The 17,378-nt window shown below is 62.1% G+C and carries 12 protein-coding genes and 2 pseudogenes; 9 read left to right on the top strand and 5 right to left on the bottom strand.

All coding sequences use genetic code 11. The features are described from left to right. Positions 1–24 precede the first annotated feature (24 nt). Positions 25–780, top strand: a complete 756-nt coding sequence (hutC, locus tag AB3K92_RS03015) for a histidine utilization repressor (RefSeq protein WP_060232938.1) — start codon at positions 25–27, stop codon at positions 778–780. A gap of 252 nt (positions 781–1,032) precedes the next feature. On the opposite strand, the gene AB3K92_RS03010 is transcribed toward hutC, so the two are convergent. Further along, the gene (locus AB3K92_RS03010; protein WP_021158299.1) at positions 1,033–1,650 is read right to left on the bottom strand and encodes a hypothetical protein; all 618 of its coding nucleotides are present in this window, start codon (positions 1,648–1,650) and stop codon (positions 1,033–1,035) included. A 228-nt stretch (positions 1,651–1,878) separates the two neighbouring features. On the opposite strand from AB3K92_RS03010, the gene AB3K92_RS03005 reads away from it, so the two are divergent. Further along, positions 1,879–4,170: a heavy metal translocating P-type ATPase gene (locus tag AB3K92_RS03005; RefSeq protein WP_369464419.1), complete on the top strand. Its 2,292-nt coding sequence runs from the start codon at positions 1,879–1,881 to the stop codon at positions 4,168–4,170. A 12-nt stretch (positions 4,171–4,182) separates the two neighbouring features. Here AB3K92_RS03005 and AB3K92_RS03000 read toward each other — a convergent pair. Further along, a pseudogene (locus AB3K92_RS03000) lies at positions 4,183–4,780 on the bottom strand (universal stress protein). Positions 4,781–5,006: 226 nt separating this feature from the next. After that, a pseudogene (locus tag AB3K92_RS02995) lies at positions 5,007–5,293 on the bottom strand (hypothetical protein); the annotation flags it as partial. Between the two features lie 165 nt (positions 5,294–5,458). Between AB3K92_RS02995 and gcvA the strand changes: the two are divergent. The 7 genes from gcvA (at position 5,459) to AB3K92_RS02960 (ending at position 15,394) form a co-directional block, all read left to right on the top strand. Next, positions 5,459–6,364 carry a transcriptional regulator GcvA gene (gene gcvA / locus AB3K92_RS02990; protein ID WP_059648607.1) on the top strand — a complete coding sequence of 302 codons (906 nt, stop codon included), beginning with the start codon at positions 5,459–5,461 and terminating at the stop codon, positions 6,362–6,364. Between the two features lie 264 nt (positions 6,365–6,628). After that, positions 6,629–9,127 (top strand): CoA transferase, encoded by a 2,499-nt coding sequence (locus AB3K92_RS02985; RefSeq protein ID WP_369464418.1) that lies wholly within the window; start codon positions 6,629–6,631, stop codon positions 9,125–9,127. A 179-nt stretch (positions 9,128–9,306) separates the two neighbouring features. After that, positions 9,307–10,401: an ABC transporter ATP-binding protein gene (locus tag AB3K92_RS02980; protein ID WP_021158305.1), complete on the top strand. Its 1,095-nt coding sequence runs from the start codon at positions 9,307–9,309 to the stop codon at positions 10,399–10,401. Positions 10,402–10,435: 34 nt separating this feature from the next. After that, positions 10,436–11,473: a polyamine ABC transporter substrate-binding protein gene (locus AB3K92_RS02975; RefSeq protein ID WP_369464417.1), complete on the top strand. Its 1,038-nt coding sequence runs from the start codon at positions 10,436–10,438 to the stop codon at positions 11,471–11,473. 17 nt (positions 11,474–11,490) lie between these two features. Further along, a complete protein-coding gene (locus tag AB3K92_RS02970; RefSeq protein ID WP_369464416.1) occupies positions 11,491–12,753 on the top strand; it encodes an ABC transporter permease in 1,263 nt (420 codons plus the stop codon). Positions 12,754–12,757: 4 nt separating this feature from the next. Then, positions 12,758–13,597: an ABC transporter permease gene (locus AB3K92_RS02965; RefSeq protein WP_301855816.1), complete on the top strand. Its 840-nt coding sequence runs from the start codon at positions 12,758–12,760 to the stop codon at positions 13,595–13,597. A gap of 93 nt (positions 13,598–13,690) precedes the next feature. Next, complete coding sequence (locus tag AB3K92_RS02960; protein ID WP_301855815.1) at positions 13,691–15,394, top strand: GMC family oxidoreductase; 1,704 nt, start codon at positions 13,691–13,693, stop codon at positions 15,392–15,394. Positions 15,395–15,646: 252 nt separating this feature from the next. Here the strand turns inward: AB3K92_RS02960 and AB3K92_RS02955 are convergent, their stop codons facing one another. Together AB3K92_RS02955 and AB3K92_RS02950 are read right to left on the bottom strand one after the other, a co-directional pair. After that, entirely contained in the window at positions 15,647–16,630 is a 984-nt protein-coding gene (locus AB3K92_RS02955) for an MDR family oxidoreductase (RefSeq protein ID WP_301855813.1), read from the bottom strand. A 45-nt stretch (positions 16,631–16,675) separates the two neighbouring features. Continuing rightward, on the bottom strand, positions 16,676–17,314 hold the full coding sequence (locus tag AB3K92_RS02950; RefSeq protein ID WP_059463699.1) for a TetR/AcrR family transcriptional regulator: 639 nt from the start codon (positions 17,312–17,314) through the stop codon (positions 16,676–16,678). Positions 17,315–17,378 lie beyond the last annotated feature (64 nt).

Raw genomic sequence — 17,378 nt, 5'->3', positions numbered from 1 at the left:
TAACAATCATTCGGGCGAGGGCGCATGAACCATACGGGACGACACCTTTCCGCCGGGCTGGCGGTCGCGTCGGGCGACGACGTGCCGGCGCGCGCGCTGCCGGCCTACCAGCAGATCAAGCGTTACGTCGTCGAGCGGATCGCGAAAGGCGACTGGAAACCCGGCGGGGCGATTCCGACCGAAGCCGAACTGGTCAAGGAGTTCGGCGTCGCGCGGATGACGGTGTCGCGCGCGCTGCGCGAGCTGACCGCCGAGCGCGTGCTGACCCGTATCCAGGGCGCGGGCACGTTCGTCGAACGGCGGCATTACGAATCGACGGTGCTGGAAATCCGCAACATCGCGGACGAGATCGCGGAGCGCGGCCATCGGCACAGCGGGCGCGTGCTGCTGCTCGAAAGCAGCGACGATACGGAGGCGATCGAAGCGCTCGGGCTGCGCTCGGGGCCGGTGTTTCATTCGCGTATCGTGCATTACGAGGACGACGAGCCGATCCAGTTCGAGGATCGCTACGTGAACCCGGCGCTGTTTCCCGCGTATCTGGAACAGGACTTCACGGTCGAGACGCCGAATCACTATATGGTGCGGCTCGCGCCGATCCAGCGCGCGGAGTTCCGGATCTATGCGCAGAAGCCCGATGCGCAGGTGCGCCGGCATCTGGTGATGGAAATCGGCGAGCCGTGCTTGTTGCTCCGGCGGCGGACCTGGGTCGGTGACCAGATCGCGACGTCGGTGCGGTTGTGGCATCCGGCTTCACGGTTTCATTTGGCGGGGAGGGTGTAGGGGCAGTCGCAGCCAGAGCGCCTGTTCGCCTTCGGCGCGTTGGGCACGGCCGGTACCAAAGAGGGTGATCAGCGCTTGGAAACTGGTGCGCCGCTCGCACTGCACTCGCGGCGATCCTGCTGCTGGTGAGAGGCGGGATGCCGTGGTCCGCCATCCGGCAGCGATCGCGCGCGTCCACGTCACGGCGCTCTGGGTAGCGCTCTTGGAGCGGCTGGCCGATGCGCCCGATCGCAAGATCGCGTGCGCCGTGTGTCAATCGGAGCCGCGCGGATGATGGCCGCGTCTGAACGTCAGCCGGCGTTCGTTGACGAGCGCACGCCAATCGAGCTTCATCAATGCGAACACGAGGCCGAGCAGGACCAGTTGCGTGACGACGAAGTAGCCGCCGAGATACGTGCCTTCGAGTTCCGATTCCACGTCCAGCCGGGTCGACGCAAAGCGGCCGAGATGCGCCCAGATCGCATAGGTCGTTGCGCGGCCGATGAAAAACGCCGTCGCGATGATTCTGAGCGGCAACCCGGAAAGCCCGTATGCAATGAAGAGGTAGTTCGACGGCAGCGGGCTCAAGGCGTAAAAGAAGAACGCGCCGGCGGTGAGCGTCCGGTGCTGTCGCAGCCAGCGCGTGGCGACGTCGATATTCTCGCGGTCGGATTCCCGCACCCAGCGGGAGCGGACGAGCGATCTCGCGAAGGTCGCCAGGATGACACGGCCCGTCGTCGCCGCGCCGGCCGCCACGACGGCAAAGACGAACGGATTGCCGTCGGGCAGGTTGAACCCGACCCACGACATCGCCATCCACGTGGGCGGGGCGAACGCCGGCATGAGATTCAGCAGAAGAATCAGCACGAAAAGTACAGCCAGCGTCAGCACGATATCGACTCCAGGCCATCCGGTGTTACGGCTCGATTTTGCTGAGGAAAGGGGCCGATGGCTTGACTCACGTCAAGCAACGCGGCGTGCCGGTCGTTCACGGGACGCACGCCGTCCTGACCCATGTCAATGTTCGAAGCACGGCGCTTCCTAGACTGATGCCACGCCGTCCGCAACCGGAGCCGGATGCGGCGAACACCACCATGCACGACGATCGGAGCGATGGTCATGTCCCGAGTCCCCTGGTCGATCGATCTCGTGTTGCTGATTGTGGCGGCCGCCACGCTCGCCGGCGGCGGCGTATGCGTGGCGTTCGGCCAGCCGTCGCTCGCGCGATTCGCCTGGCTGGTGGGGACGCTGCCGGTCCTGCTCGCATTGACGGTCTCGCTGGTCAAGGCCGTGATGAGGCGGCAGGCCGGCATCGACGTGCTCGCGTGGCTCGCGATCGCGCTGGCGGTCGTGCTCGACGAAACGCTTGCGGCGGCCGTGATTGCGTTGATGCTGGCGAGCGGGCGGACGCTGGAGCGGTATGCGCAGGACCGCGCGCAACGCGAGATGAGCGCACTGCTCGGCCGCGCTCCCCGGCAGGCGACCCGTTTCGAGAACGGGGAATGGCGCTCGGTTGCGCCGGACACCCTTGTCCCCGGCGACAGGCTGCTGGTGCGGAGCGGCGAGTTCGTGCCCGTCGACGGCACATTGACCGGCGACGCGGAACTGGACGAGTCCATGCTGACGGGCGAATCGTCCACCCTGCGGCGCCGTTCCGGGGAAAACGCATGCAGCGGCGTGGTCAACGCCGGCGCGCCGTTCGAAATGGTTGCCCGCGCGACGGCGGGCGACAGCACGTTTGCCGGCATCGTTCGCATGGTCGAGCGTGCGCAACGCGAGCGCAGTCCGTCCGTGCGTCTCGCGGATCGCTACGCAGCGTTCTTCGTGCTCGCATCGCTGCTCGTCGCGGGTATCGCGTGGCTGTTGACCGGCGACGTCGCACGTGCGCTCGCCGTGCTCGTCGTGGCCTCACCGTGTCCGTTGATCCTCGCCGTGCCGGTCGCCATCGTATCCGGCACGTCGCGTTGTTCGAAACGCGGCATTCTGGTCAAGGGCGGAGGTGCGCTGGAGCGTCTTGCGCAAGCGACAATTCTGTTCTTCGACAAGACCGGGACGCTGACGGGAGGACGGGCGCGCATCGTTGCGATCGAATGCGGCGCGGACGTCGCAGCGGGCGATGTGCTGCGTTTTGCAGCGTCATTGGCCCAAGCATCGGGCCATATCATCTCGGACGCGCTGACGGTCGCGGCGCGTGAACGTCGCATCGATCTGTCGCTGCCGTCGGCCGTCATCGAAACAGCCGGCGAAGGCGTGACGGGCCGGGTCGACAACCGGACCGTTGCAATCGGCAAGTTCGAATACGTGTCTGCGTGCGCGACGATTGCGCCGTGGAGCGACGCGTTCCTGGCGCGAGTCGTCAGCGAGGGCGGGGCTGCCGTATTCGTCGGCGTGGATGGCGTCATGATCGGCGCGATTCAAATGGCCGACCAGGTGCGGCTGGAAACACCACGGGCATTGCGGTTGCTCAAACGTGAAGGCGTCGAGCGTCTCGTCATGCTGACCGGCGATCGGCACGACATTGCCGAGGCCGTCGGCGAACTGCTGGGCGTCACCGATGTACGCGCGGAGCAGACGCCGGCGGACAAGCTTGCCGCCATCCAGGCTGCCCGGCAGGAGGGCGTGACGATCATGGTCGGCGACGGTGTGAACGACGCACCGGCGCTGGCCGCGGCCGACGTCGGCATCGCGATGGGTGCGCGGGGAGCGGCCGCGTCATCCGAAGCAGCCGACGTGGTCTTGCTGGTCGATCGGCTGGATCGACTCGTGGATGCGATGCGTATCGCACGTCGATCGCGCCGGATCGCGCTCGAGAGCGTGGTGATCGGCATGTCGTTGTCGGTCGTCGCGATGACGATCGCGGCGGCGGGATTCCTGCCGCCGATTGCCGGTGCGGTGATTCAGGAAGTCGTCGACGTCGTCGTCATCGTCAATGCGCTACGCGTGTTGCTGGTGCGCACGAGGCCCACGGGAGCCGGGCTGGCCGATATCGACGTCGAGCAACTCAAGCGCGAGCACACGGCATTGTTGCCGTTGCTGGACCAGATCAGGGATTTCGCGGATCGCTTGCCGACACTGTCCGGGGGCGCCATCGCTGGCGAACTGGCTGGCATCATCGATGCGCTCGACCAACGGCTGCTGCCGCACGAACGCGCCGACGATCTGGAGGTCTACGCGCGTCTTGCACCGCTGCTCGGCGGCGAGGATCCACTGGCGGCAATGAGCGGCGCACACCGGGAGATCTTCAGGATGATCCGATCGCTCCGGCAGACGGTCGCCGACCTGCCGCGCGACGGAACGAACGCCACGCAGGTGCAGGCGATACAGCGCTTGCTGTACGGGCTCGAAGCGATCGTGCGCCTGCATTGCGCCCAGGAGGAGGAGCTGTTCCACGCCGTGGGTGCGGATGCGTGACGACGAAGCGCGTCACGCACGCGACGCATGGACGAGCAGGACCGGCGTCTTCGTGATGCGCGCCACGCGCCCGGCCACGCTGCCGACGAGCCAGCCCGTCACGCCTCGCCGCCCGTGCGTGCCCATGACGATCATGTCCGCATTCCATTCGAGTGCGTCGCGCACGATCAGATGGGAAACGTCCGCGCCGGTTCGATCCGAGCAAGCCATGATGCTGACGTGCACCGACGATCAGGAGCTCGGCCTGCCAGGTTTGCACGCTGTCGGCCAGTGCATTCACGACATCCCCGCCATGGGCGGCCAGGTCGACGACTTCCGTGTCGATGACGAGGTCGTCGCGATCCAGTGCTGCTTTCGCGCGCGACAGCGCATCAGAAGCATCCCTGAGCAATTCGACGCGCGCGGATTCGAGGAACGCCATGGTTTTCGATCCGAGCGGGACGAGCGTTCTCGGATTTTCCGCAACGCGGACGATGTGCACCGCTGCATTCGATGGGAGGAGCGCTTTGGCATACGCGAGTGCATGGGCGGATGCGGTCGAACCGTCGACGGCTATCAGCACTCGCTGAGGAGCGCGGACGGCCTGGACGGGTGAAGTGCCGATGTTCATGAATGTCTCCCTATGGGGGGTGCCCTTGATTTCCACCCATTTTTCCTGTCAATCGCCTTTAAACCCAGCAAGGCCTTGCCTTGCGACCCCAAATAAATTCCTATATAAATCAAAGCGATACTGTCTCCCCCCTCGCTTGGAGGTCGCTGGCCGTTGTCAGTTGGTAGTGTCGGCTCGAAATTCCACCATCGTTTAGCTGTGCAACTTGGCCCGAACGGACACCTTGTTAAGCTCGGTGGCTTGTTGATGGGATTGCGTTGTCGGCCGCGGTACTTGGCAGGATCCGCTTCGGATAGAGCGGCACTGGGAAATTGAAGGTGCTACGCAAGTTGATACCTTCGATATGAGGGGAGCAATTCGCCGCAACCGGTCCGCTTCAACCGGTTGTTCCAGATGAGCGTCGATATCGCGTTGCACGTCGGTGGCGTTCTACGCGATCAAGATGATCGAGAGCGGGCTCAATGCTGATGACACTACGGCGAGCAATTCCTGCGGAAGGTCCACCCGAATGCGGTCGAAATCGATTGCCGATCCCTCATATGATGTCGCGCTGGCGAGTAACTTGTCGTTGCCTCTCACCATCCGCCGCGGCGCCCAGCGACCGATTCCGATCGCATCGGTGCAATAGAATGCCGGTACCCTCTTTTGCCCAACAGATCTATTGCAACGATTCGCACGATGAAACGACTTCCACCGCTCAATTGGCTACGCGCATTCGAATCGTCAGCCCGGCACCTCAGTTTCACGCACGCGGCGACCGAGTTGAATCTGACCCAGGCCGCGATCAGCCAGCAGGTGAAAGGACTTGAATCCCAGCTCGGTACGGCGTTATTCAAGCGCCTGCCGCGAGGCATCGAGTTGACCGAGGCCGGGCTCGCCTACCTGCCAGTCGTGCATGAAGCGATAGAGCGGCTTGCTGCCGCCACCGACGAGATTTTCGGGCAAGGCCATCTGAAGGTGCTGACGGTGCGAGTGAGTCTGGTATTTTTCACGCATTGGCTCGCATGGCGCATACCGGACTTTCGCAAGCGGTATCCGGACGTCAATCTACGCATTACGAGCAATATCTGGGGAGGCGATAGCAGCGTCACCGATGTCGAAGCCGATCTGGAGATCCGCTACGGGCACGGGAAATGGACGGGGCTGCGTGCTGAGCGACTGACCTGGGACACGCTGCTGCCGGTCTGTGCTCCCGGGTTGCTGTCTCCCAAAGCACCGCTTTCGGTGCCGAAGGACCTCGCGCGTTTCGAACTTCTCCATGTGCTCGGCTACGAGGAAGGTTGGGGATACTGGCTCAAAAAAGCGGGCGCATCGAAGGTCGATTCTTCGAAGGGAATGCAATTCGACACGCTGATTTCGGCCTTGAAGGCGGCTGAACTCGGTCAGGGCGTTGCACTCGCAAGGTCGTCCCTCGTCGAGCACATGCTGATCTCCGGCCAGTTGATCGCGCCACTGAAACCACGCCTTCCAACCAGTGAGGCGTTCTACCTCGTCTATTCCCCGCACAGCATCGTCAATCCTCATGCGGCTGCGTTCGTCGAATGGCTCACTGCACAGGTTCAAGGGGCACACGCGAGATTCTGATCTCGCATGCGGCATGCGAGTCCGGTTGCTGGGACGCGATCTCCGATCTGCCCATCATCTGTTCGAGTCATAAAAAAAACGTACCCATCCTCGTTTTTTTTATTGCTTTACCCGCCACGGCTTCTCATCGAAAGTTGCTTCCATCCCGCTTGACCGGCATCCAACCGCGACTCGACGCGGCCGGCCGGCGGTGACGGGGATTGTCCACAACATGATGATCGACGGTCGCGCGATGCGGCCAGTCTGGAGGCGACTCGGCGGATTATGGGAAAGAACAATCAATTGCCGTTCAGCGGTGTGAAAGTCATCGATTTCGGCCAGTACATTGCGGGGCCAGCCGTCGCGATGATCCTCGCGGATCTTGGTGCGACCGTCATTCACGTGGATCCTCCAGCCGGGCCGCTTTGGGATAGCCCGGCCAATGCGGTGCTCAACCGCGGCAAGCATTGCCTGCAGATCGATCTGAAGACCGACAAAGGCCTGGAAGAAGCCAAGGATCTGATCCGCCGCGCGGATGTTGTCATCGAGAACTTCCGGCCGGGCGTGATGGCGCGGCTGGGTCTCGATTTCGCGAAGTTGCGTGAAGCACGCCCGGAGCTCATCACGCTCTCGATGCCCGGCTTTGCCAGCAACGACCAGTTACGTCGCGAATGGCGCGCGTTCGAGCCGATCATCGCGGCGGCTTCGGGCGTTTTTACGGACATGGGGCAGAACCGCGTGCTGATGGGCATCAACCCGAGTTTCTCGCCGTTGCCGCTGGCGTCTGCCTACGGCACCATGCTGGCCGTCTCGGCTGTCGGGCTTGCGTTGCAGGCACGGCAGCGCACCGGCATGGGAGATGAAATCGAGGTCCCGCTGGCGTCGGCTGTGATGGAGGGGCTCTCCTACAACTCGATCCATATCGAGAACTACCCCGAGCGATACAAGACCCTGCGCGAAAAGGAAATCGAGCGGCGGCGCTCCAACAATCTACCGATGGATCTGTCGTACGAAGCGCTGCAGGAATATCTGGATCCGTTCTACCGGACCTACGAGTGTGCCGACGGCCGCAAGTTTTATACGGTATGCCCGTCACATCGCTCGCACGCGCGCCGCTGTCTGCAGGCGATGGGACTGTACGAGGAAATGCTGGAGGCCGGTTTGCCACGGGTCGATGATCCGTACCTGCCGATTTCCGAATGGGAAGGGAACGCGTCGCTAGGGGTTTATCCGTTACCTGAAGCGTGGGCGAAGCGCATTTCCGCGCGTATGAAGGAAGTTTTTCGTACGAAAACCGCTGCCGAGTGGGAAAAGATTTTCGGTGAAGGAGGTTTCCCTGGAGCGGCACACCGGACGACGCGGGAGTGGCTGCATGACGGCCACGCGAATACTGCCGGCCTGGTCGTGAATGTCGACGATTTCGAATACGGTGTGATGAAACAGCCCGGGCCGGTCGCGTGGCTCGAAGACTGTGCCGAATCCATGCTCTCGCCGGCGTCCCGCCATCCGGTGACCTTCCGGGATGCGTTAGCCATTCTGGATGAGCAGGAGCGTACTGAATTGCCGGCTCCGTCGGGGGTACCAACACAGGGGTGGCTCGACGGGGTGCGTGTGCTCGACCTGACGAACGTGATTGCCGGCCCCCATTCGGCGTCGTTTCTCGGCCGTTTTGGCGCCGATGTCATCAAACTCGACCCCGTCGTGCCGAATTATGATCCGTGGAACACCGTGGTCTTCGGGATGTCGTCGGCGCGTGGGAAGCGGAGCGTGCTCGTCGATCTGAACCATCCGGATGGACGCGAGGTGTTCACTCGACTCGCCCGGTCTGTCGACGTGATCGTCATGAATGCCCCGGATCGTCAGCTTGAGCCGCTGGGGCTGGACGAGGCGAGCCTCCGTTCCATCAATCCCGGCGTGATCTTCTGCCAGCTCGACTGCTTCGGCGGTCCTCGACGCGGGCCGCGGACCGACTACCTTGGCTACGACGATCTGATCCAGGCGTGCACCGGGATCATGGTGCGATTCGGCGGCGGCATGGAGACGCCGGAGGAGCATGCGCATGTCGGAACGATCGACGTCATGTGCGGATTCGCGGCTGCGCTAGGTGTGGCTGCCGCGCTTTACCGCAAGGCGAAAACAGGCGAGGTCGGGCGCGCGAGAACCTCCTTGTCGGCACTCGGCAATCTGGTACAGATTCCGTTCGCGTATGACTATGCGAATCGCCCACCATTCGACGAGCCGTCCGGTCGCGAGGCGAGCGGCTACGGCGCGATGTCTCGATTCTTCCGGGCCGCGGACGACTGGATCTATGTGGACACCAGCGAAAGTGAGTTAAACGAATTGGATCGAGTAGAAGGTCTGGCCGGAATTGCGGCAGCCAAGGATCCGGCTGCATTCCTCGCGTCCGCGCTGGGTACCGCGTCCGCCGCGTCTTGGCAGATCAGGTTGCAGGCCGCCAATATCGCGGCGGCGGTGCCGGACAACATCGTCAATCTGCGTCGGCACAACAGCCGGCCTAGCGACGATCGCCCCGGTATCGACAACGGCAGCTACTCGTTCAGCGTCTATGCGAATCATCCTAGCGGTCGATGTGTCACGCAGCTCGATCCCTTCGCGATTCGTCCGCGCCATGCCCGGATTCGCGCCTTGGCACCAGCTGAAAAATTCGGCGCATCGACGCAATCCGTCCTGCGCGAGTTCGGATACAGCGATGCCGAGATCGAGATACTGATTGCCCGACATGCGATCGGAGATAGCTGGTCCGAAGAGTATTTGCCCAGCTAGTTGCGGGTCTTGTCGAGTCGCGCGACGAGTCGAGCATTCCCGCATGAAGCGCGGTGCAAAACGAACGTCGCGATGACGAGACAGTCGCGCCGGTGGTTCGCCGGATGAATCAACGCGACACACAGCCGACGTGCGCAAGGCTACGGCGGGATGTGAATATTCTTACATTGGAGACAGCCATGCACGATCCGACCCAGGCTCTTGTGAGCTTTCGTCACGTCAAAAAAACTTACGACGGCGAGACGCTAGTCGTCAAGGATCTCAACCTTGAAATCCAAAAGGGCGAATTCCTGACTTTGCTCGGCCCATCCGGCTCAGGAAAGACGACCTGTCTGATGATGCTCGCAGGATTCGAGTATCCAACCGATGGCGAGATCTGGCTCGATGGCCAGTTGCTGAATCGGATCCCGCCACATAAACGCAATATCGGGATGGTTTTCCAGAACTACGCGCTCTTTCCTCATCTTACGGTCGCACAGAATCTGGAATACCCGCTCAAGGTTCGGAAAATGCCGCCCGCTGAACGGGAGGCAAGGGTCAAGCGAGCGCTCGACATGGTCGGCATGCATAAGCTGAGCAAACGGATGCCCAGCCAGCTGTCCGGCGGTCAGCAGCAGCGCGTTGCGCTGGCACGAGCACTCGTATTCAACCCTCGGCTCGTGCTGATGGACGAACCCCTCGGCGCGCTCGACAAACAATTGCGCGAACACATGCAGCTCGAGTTGAAGGCGCTTCACGAAGAGCTCGGACTGACTTTCGTCTACGTCACGCATGACCAGAGTGAAGCACTCACGATGTCCGATCGTGTTGCCGTGTTCGACCAGGGCGTGATTCAGCAGCTCGATACCGTGGATCGCCTGTACGAATCACCGACGAATCTATTCGTCGCGAATTTCATCGGCGACAACAACCGGATGAGCGGCACGGTCGTTGCAAGGAACGGCGACCGTTGCCAGCTTCGGCTCGCGGACGGGACGACGGTGCGCGCACTGAATGTGGCGTCCGTTGACGTCGGCAACCAGGCGACGGCGGTTATCCGACCGGAACGGCTCTCTGTCGAATCGACGTTCTCGGCCAACGAGGGCAATGTCATCGAAACCGAAACGCTCGACGCAATTTATTTCGGCGACCACGTCCGACTGCGTTGCCGTGGCCCGGGGCAAGCCGAGTGTTTCGTCAAGGTTCCCCTCGAACACGATTGGCGGTCGCACGTTCGTCAGGGAAACCGGATTGCGCTGTCGTTCCGGGAGGACCACCTGAAGATCTTGAGCTGACTGTCTAGTTTTTATCACTCAGTAGGAGGAGACAATGAAATCGAATTCGAAAATGATTTGCGCCGCGCTGCTCGCGTCTCTGTCGGTGGCAGCTTTCGCCGATGGTCTCACGACCGTCAACTATGGTGGCGCGGCCGGCAATGCTCAAAAGGCGGCGTGGGTGGACCCGTTCGCGAAGGAAAGCGGCATAGCGACGAATGCCATCCAGTACACGGGTGACATGGCCAAGGTCAAAGCGATGGTCGAGGCCAGAAATGTCACCTGGGATGTCTTGGAGGTGGAAGCGGCGGACGTCGGTCGCGGATGCCAGGATGGTCTCTTCGAGAAACTCGACTGGTCCAGGGTCGCCAACAAGAGCGACCTGATTGCCGGAGCTGCCACGCCTTGCGCAGCCGGCACTTTCGTGTGGTCGACCGTGCTCGCATACAACCCCACGGTGACCAAGAGCGCGCCGCAAGGCTGGAAGGATTTCTGGGACGTCAAGAAATTTCCGGGAAAGCGGGGATTGAAGAAGGAGGCTCGTTATAACCTGGAGTTCGCGCTGATGGCTGACGGGGTGGCGCCGAAGGACGTCTACACGGTGCTCGGCACGTCCGCGGGTGTCGAACGCGCGTTCAAGAAGATGGACGAACTCAAGCCCTACATCCAGTGGTGGGAGGCTGGCGCGCAGCCTCCGCAATTCCTGATTGCGGGTGACGTCGCGATGTCGACCGCATATAACGGTCGCATCGACGCGGCAGTGCGTGAAGGAAACAAGAATCTCGGTATTGCGTGGGATCAGAGTATTTATGAACTCGATTTCTTCGTCATTCCGAAGGGCTCGAAGAACAAGGAAGCGGCCGAAAAATACATCTCGTATGTGCTCAAGCCCCAGGCACAAGTCGCGTTCGCGCAGAAGATTCCGTATGGTCCGACCAACAAGGCAGCGCTGAAAATGCTCGATGCGGCAACACAGGCAGCGCTTCCCAATTCAGCGAAGAATGGCAAAACCGCCATTCCCAACAGTGTCGAGTTCTGGACGGACCACGGCGACGCACTGGAGCAGCGCTTTACGGCTTGGGCCGCGAAGTAACGACCGGGGGAAGAAGCATGAGCACCATAACTTCTCGGCAACAGAGCTGGGATACACGCCAGCTCAAGCGGTCGCTGCGAGCCGTTCAGTTTCGAAAGGAGGTCGTGGCGTTTGGACTGGTGGCGCCCCTCGTTCTGTTCATCCTGCTTGTGTTCGTGATGCCGGTCGCATCGATGATTTCTCGATCGGTTCAAAGTCCCGAGGTGGTCGATGCATTGCCGAAGACGACCTCGGCATTGCGCCACTGGGATGGCAAGTCACCCGTTCCTGCCGAGGCTTACCGTGCGCTGGTGCTCGACGTGGAGCGCAACGGTGGCGACAACGATACCGGCACCGCCGCCGGTCGGCTGAACGGCCTGAAGGATGGGTTCCGGTCGTTGTTTTACAAGACGACCAGCGCGCTTCCTTTCACCGATGACGATGCGGCGATTTCCGCGCAGGATATGCAAAGGCGCCTGATCGAAGTCGACCCGCGCTGGGCCGATACAAGCTACTGGCAGGCGATCGCAAGCGTATCGTCCCGTTACACGAGCCAGTATCTCCTTGCCACGATCGACTATCGTCAGGACTCGGGCGGCCGCATCGTGCCGGTCGAGAACGGCGCGTCCGCATACCGTGCGGTGTTCATGCGGACCTTCGTGATCAGCGGGCTTGTGACGCTTGCGGCGCTGGTGCTGGGTTATCCGCTCGCTTACTGGATCTCGATTCTGCCGGCTCGAAAGGCGAATCTCGTCATGATCCTGGTGCTTCTGCCGTTCTGGACGTCGATTCTCGTGCGGATCTCGGCGTGGATCGTCATTCTCCAGGGGGCGGGCCTCGTCAACAAGGCGTTGATGGCGCTGCAGGTGATTTCGACGCCCCTGTCGCTCCTGTTCAACCGGACGGGGGTGTTGATCGCGATGACGCACATCTTGCTGCCATTCATGATCCTGCCGCTCTACAGCGTGATGAAGTCGATTCCTTCTAGCTACACCAAAGCGGCCATTTCTCTTGGCAGTCATCCCTTCGGGGCATTCTGGAAAGTCTACGTGCCGCAGACGCTTCCCGGTGTCGGCGCGGGCGGGTTGCTGGTATTCATTACCTCGCTGGGCTATTACATCACCCCGGCGCTGCTCGGTGGCGCCGGCGACCAGATGGTCAGTTACTACATCGCGTATTTCACCAACGTGGCCCTGAATTGGGGGATGGCCTGTGCGCTCGGTGCGGTCCTTCTCCTGGTGACGCTGGTGCTCTTCGCGCTCTATCGAAGGATCGTCGGTTCGGAAATCAAGGTGGCTTAGCATCATGAAAACTCACGTGCCGCGTTTCGCGCCCTACATGTCGACGCCGGAAATCGTATGGCATTACGCACTGCGATCGGCAAACGTCGTGGTGCTACTGTTTTTGATTTTGCCGATCCTGGCGATCATTCCGCTTTCGTTCAACGAGAACTCATTTCTCGTCTATCCGATACACGGATTCTCGTTCAGGTGGTATCACAATCTGTTCACGTCCACGGACTGGGCGCGCGCCGGCGCAAACAGCTTCATCGTGACGCCGATCGCGACGGTCGTTGCAACCATCCTCGGAACGCTGGCGGCATTGGGATTGAACAAGGCATCGTTCAGGGGCAAGGGTTTGCTGGTCGCCGTCCTGATCTCGCCGATGATCGTCCCGGTCATCGTCACCGGCGTCGGGATTTACCTGCTGTTTGCCCGATGGGGACTGGCCGGAACGTATGCCGGACTGATATTCGGGCATACGGTGATCGCCGCGCCGTTCGTCGTGGTCACGGTCAATGCGACGCTTGCCGGCTTCAACCAGAACTATGTGCGAGCCAGCCTGAGCCTGGGGGCATCGCCGGTACGAACATTTTTTGCCGTTACGTTGCCGATCATTGCGCCAGGGGTGATTTCCGGCGCGCTGTTTGCGTTCGCTACGTCGCTGGACGACGTCGTGATCACGATGTTCATCGCCGGTCCGACTCAGGGAACGCTTCCGCTTCAGATGTTCATCGGGATTCGCGAAAACATCACGCCCACGGTCGCCGCGCTCGCGTCCATTTTCATCGTCTTCTCAAGTCTGCTGCTGATCACCATGGAATGGTTGCGTTCCCGATCCGTCGCGAGGCAGATGTTGACCTGACGTTGCCTGCGCCGGCGATGATCGGATTTGCCCTGGTGGAGGCAAGTGTCCGGAACGACGCGCAGATGTCATGCAAATAATCCAGGAGGCAAGATGTCGGCAGGAGAGATCAACGAAGCCCGCTTGACGCAATCGGTTGGCGAGTTCGACTATATCGTGGTCGGAGCAGGTACGGCTGGCTGCGCGGTCGCGAATCGCTTGAGCGAGGACGATGACGTATCCGTGCTGCTGATCGAGGCGGGCGGGAAGGACAACTACCACTGGATTCATATTCCGGTGGGGTATCTCTATTGCATCGGAAACGCACGGACCGACTGGCGTTACAAGACCCGTGACGAGGCGGGATTGAACGGCAGGGCGCTGTCCTATCCAAGAGGCCGGGTTCTGGGTGGGTGCTCGTCGATCAACGGCATGATCTACATGCGCGGTCAGCGAGAGGATTACGACGGGTGGGCGCGAATGACGGGCGATTCGTCCTGGCGATGGGACTCGGTGCTCGAAACGTTCAAGAAGAGCGAGGACTATCACGGCGGTGCAAGCGATGCTCATGGCGCCGGCGGCCCGTGGCGCGTAGAAAAGCAGCGACTGAAATGGGACATTCTCGAAACGTTCGCGCAAGCCGCCGAGCAGACCGGCATACCCGCAACGGACGATTTCAATCGCGGCGACAACACCGGCGTCGGATATTTCGACGTCAATCAGAAGCACGGCATTCGCTGGAACGCATCGAAAGGTTATCTTCGACCCGTGGCGAAGCGGGGGAACCTGACGATTCTGACGAACGCGCCGACCCGACGACTCCTGTTCGAGAACAAGCGCTGCACCGGAATCGAGTTTCGTCACGGCGGCGAATCGCGCATTGCCAAGGGAAAGCGTGAAGTGATCCTGTGTGCCGGCGCGGTCAATTCTCCGCAATTGCTGGAATTGTCGGGAATCGGAAATACCGATCGTCTGGCGAAGCTTGGAATCGAGGTGGTGGAGGATCTGCGCGGCGTCGGCGAGAATCTGCAGGATCATCTGCAATTGCGCATGGCATTCAAGGTTGAAGGTGTGCGGACCTTGAACACGCTCAGTGCTCACTGGTGGGGCAAGCTGATGATCGGTCTCGAGTACGGACTGTTCAGAAGCGGGCCGATGGCGATGGCGCCGTCGCAGCTCGGCGTGTTTGCGAAGTCGGACCCGAACGATAAAACGCTGTCGCGCCCCGACGTCCAGTACCACGTGCAGCCGCTGTCGCTCGAACGGTTCGGCGAACCGCTGCATCCGTTCGACGCATTTACGGCGTCCGTGTGTCAATTGCGGCCATCGTCGCGGGGTAGCGTGCACATCACGTCGAATGATCCGCTGATGGCACCGAGTATTGCGCCCAACTATCTGTCGACGGAGGAAGACCGCCACGTCGCGGCCAACGCGCTGCGACTGACCCGGCGCATTGTTGCGGCACCCGCGCTCGAGCGGTTTCGCCCGCAGGAAATTCTGCCCGGCATTCAATTCCAGACTGAGGAGGAGTTGCAGTATGCAGCCGGCAACGTCGGAACAACCATCTTTCATCCGGTTGGAACCTGCCGGATGGGAAGGGCGGACGATCCAGGCTCGGTCGTCGATTCCCGGCTTCGCGTGCGCGGCGTGAGCGGCTTGCGGGTCGTCGATGCGTCGGTCATGCCGACGATCACGTCCGGCAATACTAATTCGCCGACGCTGATGATCGCGGAGCGCGCTAGCGAGATGATTCGTGCAGATCGAAAGCGGGAAGGCAGGTCGGCGGAGACAATTCGTGGCGGAGTATTGTCGACATGACGCATAGACACTGGCGTAGAGAAGATTAATTTCGTCACTGCGGAATCCCGGTCGATCCGCCTGGTTATGCGAAATGGGCGGAGCAGTGGCTTGCGCTCGGTGCGCAGATCGTCGGCGGCTGTTGCGGAGATGTCCTGCGGACTGCCGCGACCGATCACCGCGTCCGCGTCATCGGCTTGATCTCGGCAAGAACTGGTTTCACCTCGTCGGCATCGATGAACGACGTGGGGCGACCGAGTACTGTTGCTGGATTCATGCGCCGACATCCACGACGATGCGCCCGCGCACCTTGCCGCCGATCAGTTCTTCGGCGAGCGAGATGACATCCCCGAGGCCGACCTGGTGGCTGATCGTGCCGAGCTTCTCCACATCGAGGTCGGATGCGAGCCGGCGCCATGCTTCCAGCCGGTCGGCGCGCGGGCACATCACACTGTCGATGCCGACGAGCGTCACGCCACGAAGGATGAACGGCGCGACGGTGGCCGGGAAGTCCATGCCGGCGGCCAAGCCGCAGGCCGTCACTACGCCGCGATAGCGCGTGGTCGCGCACACGTTGGCGAGGACGTGGCTGCCGGCCACGTCGACGGCGCCGGCCCAGCGTTCCTTGCCGAGCGGCTTGCCGGGTGCGCTGAATTGACCGCGATCCAGGATCTCCGCCGCACCGAGTTGCCGCAGGTAGTCGGCATCGGCCGGGCGGCCCGTCACGGCGACGACGCGATACCCGAGCCGCGCGAGGAGGGCCGTCGCGACGCTGCCCACGCCGCCGGCCGCGCCCGTCACCACGATCTCGCCGTCGCCAGGGCGCACCCCGTGCCGTTCCAGCGCCATCACGCACAGCATCGCGGTGTAGCCGGCCGTGCCGATGGCCATGGCCTGTTGCGGCGAAAACGCGGACGGCAGCGGCACCAGCCAGTCGCCGTCGACCCGTGCCTTCTGCGCGAGGCCGCCCCAGTGCGTTTCGCCGACGCCCCAGCCGTTGAGCACGACCTGATCGCCGGCGCGGTAATCCGGGTGCGTGCTCGCTTCGACTTCGCCCACGAGGTCGATGCCCGGCACCATCGGGAACTTGCGCACGACCGGGCTCTTGCCGGTGATCGCCAGCCCGTCCTTGTAGTTCAGCGTCGAATAGCCCACGCGGATCGTCACGTTGCCGGCGGGCAACTGCGCGTCGTCCAGCGTGTGCAGCCGTGCGTGCTGGCCGGTTTCGTCCTTGTCGATCACGATGCCCTGGAACATGCGTCCTCCTTTCTAGACTGATCGTCTAATTAATCGTAAAAAAATTCAGCGGCGAGGCAATCCATTGAAGAAAAACTGCGCGAACAGCGCGAGCGGCCCGTCGCTGCGTTCGAGCTTCGCGCGCAGCACCGCACCTTCCCAGCCGATCCAGAAGAACGCGGCCAGCGCGGCGGGGTCGGCGGACTCCGCCAGTTCGCCCGCCTGCTGCGCGGCGTCCAGGCATTCGGTCAGACGGCGCTGCCAGTCTTCGAACGTCGCGCGCAGACGGGCGCGGAAGCTTTCCGGCAGCGTGCCCATTTCCTGGCCGAGGTTGCCGATCAGGCAGCCGCGGTTGTACGCATGGCGGGCCATACCGTCGCGGGCGTCGTCGACGAACGCGCGCACGCGCGCTAGTGGCGAGCGGTCCAGCTGGCTGAAATGGCGGTCGAGCTTGCGGGCGAAGAACTCGGCGTAGTGGTCGATCAGTTCGAGACCGAACGCTTCCTTGCTGTCGAAGTAGTGATAGAAGGAGCCCTTCGGCACGCCGGCGCGCCCAAGGATCTCGTCGAGCCCGGTGGCGGAAAAGCCTTTTTCGGTGAGGATCTCGAGCCCGGTGCGCAACAGCATGTCGCGCGTGGCGACGAGGTCTTCGTGCTGCTTCGGGGGCCTGCCGCGGCGGCGAGGCGGATCAGTTCGAACGTCCATGTTCGAATAATAGACCATTCGTCTCAAAAATCAACCGTTCGTATGTCTGACCTGACGTTTCGTG

Origin of the sequence: Burkholderia sp. Bmkn7, assembly GCF_041103175.1 — a bacterium.
Lineage (GTDB): Bacteria > Pseudomonadota > Gammaproteobacteria > Burkholderiales > Burkholderiaceae > Burkholderia > Burkholderia cepacia.
This window is presented reverse-complemented; position numbering and strand designations above follow the sequence as displayed.

What these genes read in the sequence shown, in the direction of transcription:
- hutC (WP_060232938.1), top strand. Translation starts at nt 25, where the DNA reads ATGAACCATACGGGACGACACCTTTCCGCCGGGCTGGCGGTCGCGTCG.
- AB3K92_RS02950 (WP_059463699.1), bottom strand. Translation starts at nt 17,314, where the DNA reads ATGGACGTTCGAACTGATCCGCCTCGCCGCCGCGGCAGGCCCCCGAAG.
- AB3K92_RS02975 (WP_369464417.1), top strand. Translation starts at nt 10,436, where the DNA reads ATGAAATCGAATTCGAAAATGATTTGCGCCGCGCTGCTCGCGTCTCTG.
- AB3K92_RS03005 (WP_369464419.1), top strand. Translation starts at nt 1,879, where the DNA reads ATGTCCCGAGTCCCCTGGTCGATCGATCTCGTGTTGCTGATTGTGGCG.
- AB3K92_RS02965 (WP_301855816.1), top strand. Translation starts at nt 12,758, where the DNA reads ATGAAAACTCACGTGCCGCGTTTCGCGCCCTACATGTCGACGCCGGAA.
- AB3K92_RS02955 (WP_301855813.1), bottom strand. Translation starts at nt 16,630, where the DNA reads ATGTTCCAGGGCATCGTGATCGACAAGGACGAAACCGGCCAGCACGCA.
- AB3K92_RS02960 (WP_301855815.1), top strand. Translation starts at nt 13,691, where the DNA reads ATGTCGGCAGGAGAGATCAACGAAGCCCGCTTGACGCAATCGGTTGGC.
- AB3K92_RS02980 (WP_021158305.1), top strand. Translation starts at nt 9,307, where the DNA reads ATGCACGATCCGACCCAGGCTCTTGTGAGCTTTCGTCACGTCAAAAAA.
- AB3K92_RS02970 (WP_369464416.1), top strand. Translation starts at nt 11,491, where the DNA reads ATGAGCACCATAACTTCTCGGCAACAGAGCTGGGATACACGCCAGCTC.
- AB3K92_RS02985 (WP_369464418.1), top strand. Translation starts at nt 6,629, where the DNA reads ATGGGAAAGAACAATCAATTGCCGTTCAGCGGTGTGAAAGTCATCGAT.
- gcvA (WP_059648607.1), top strand. Translation starts at nt 5,459, where the DNA reads ATGAAACGACTTCCACCGCTCAATTGGCTACGCGCATTCGAATCGTCA.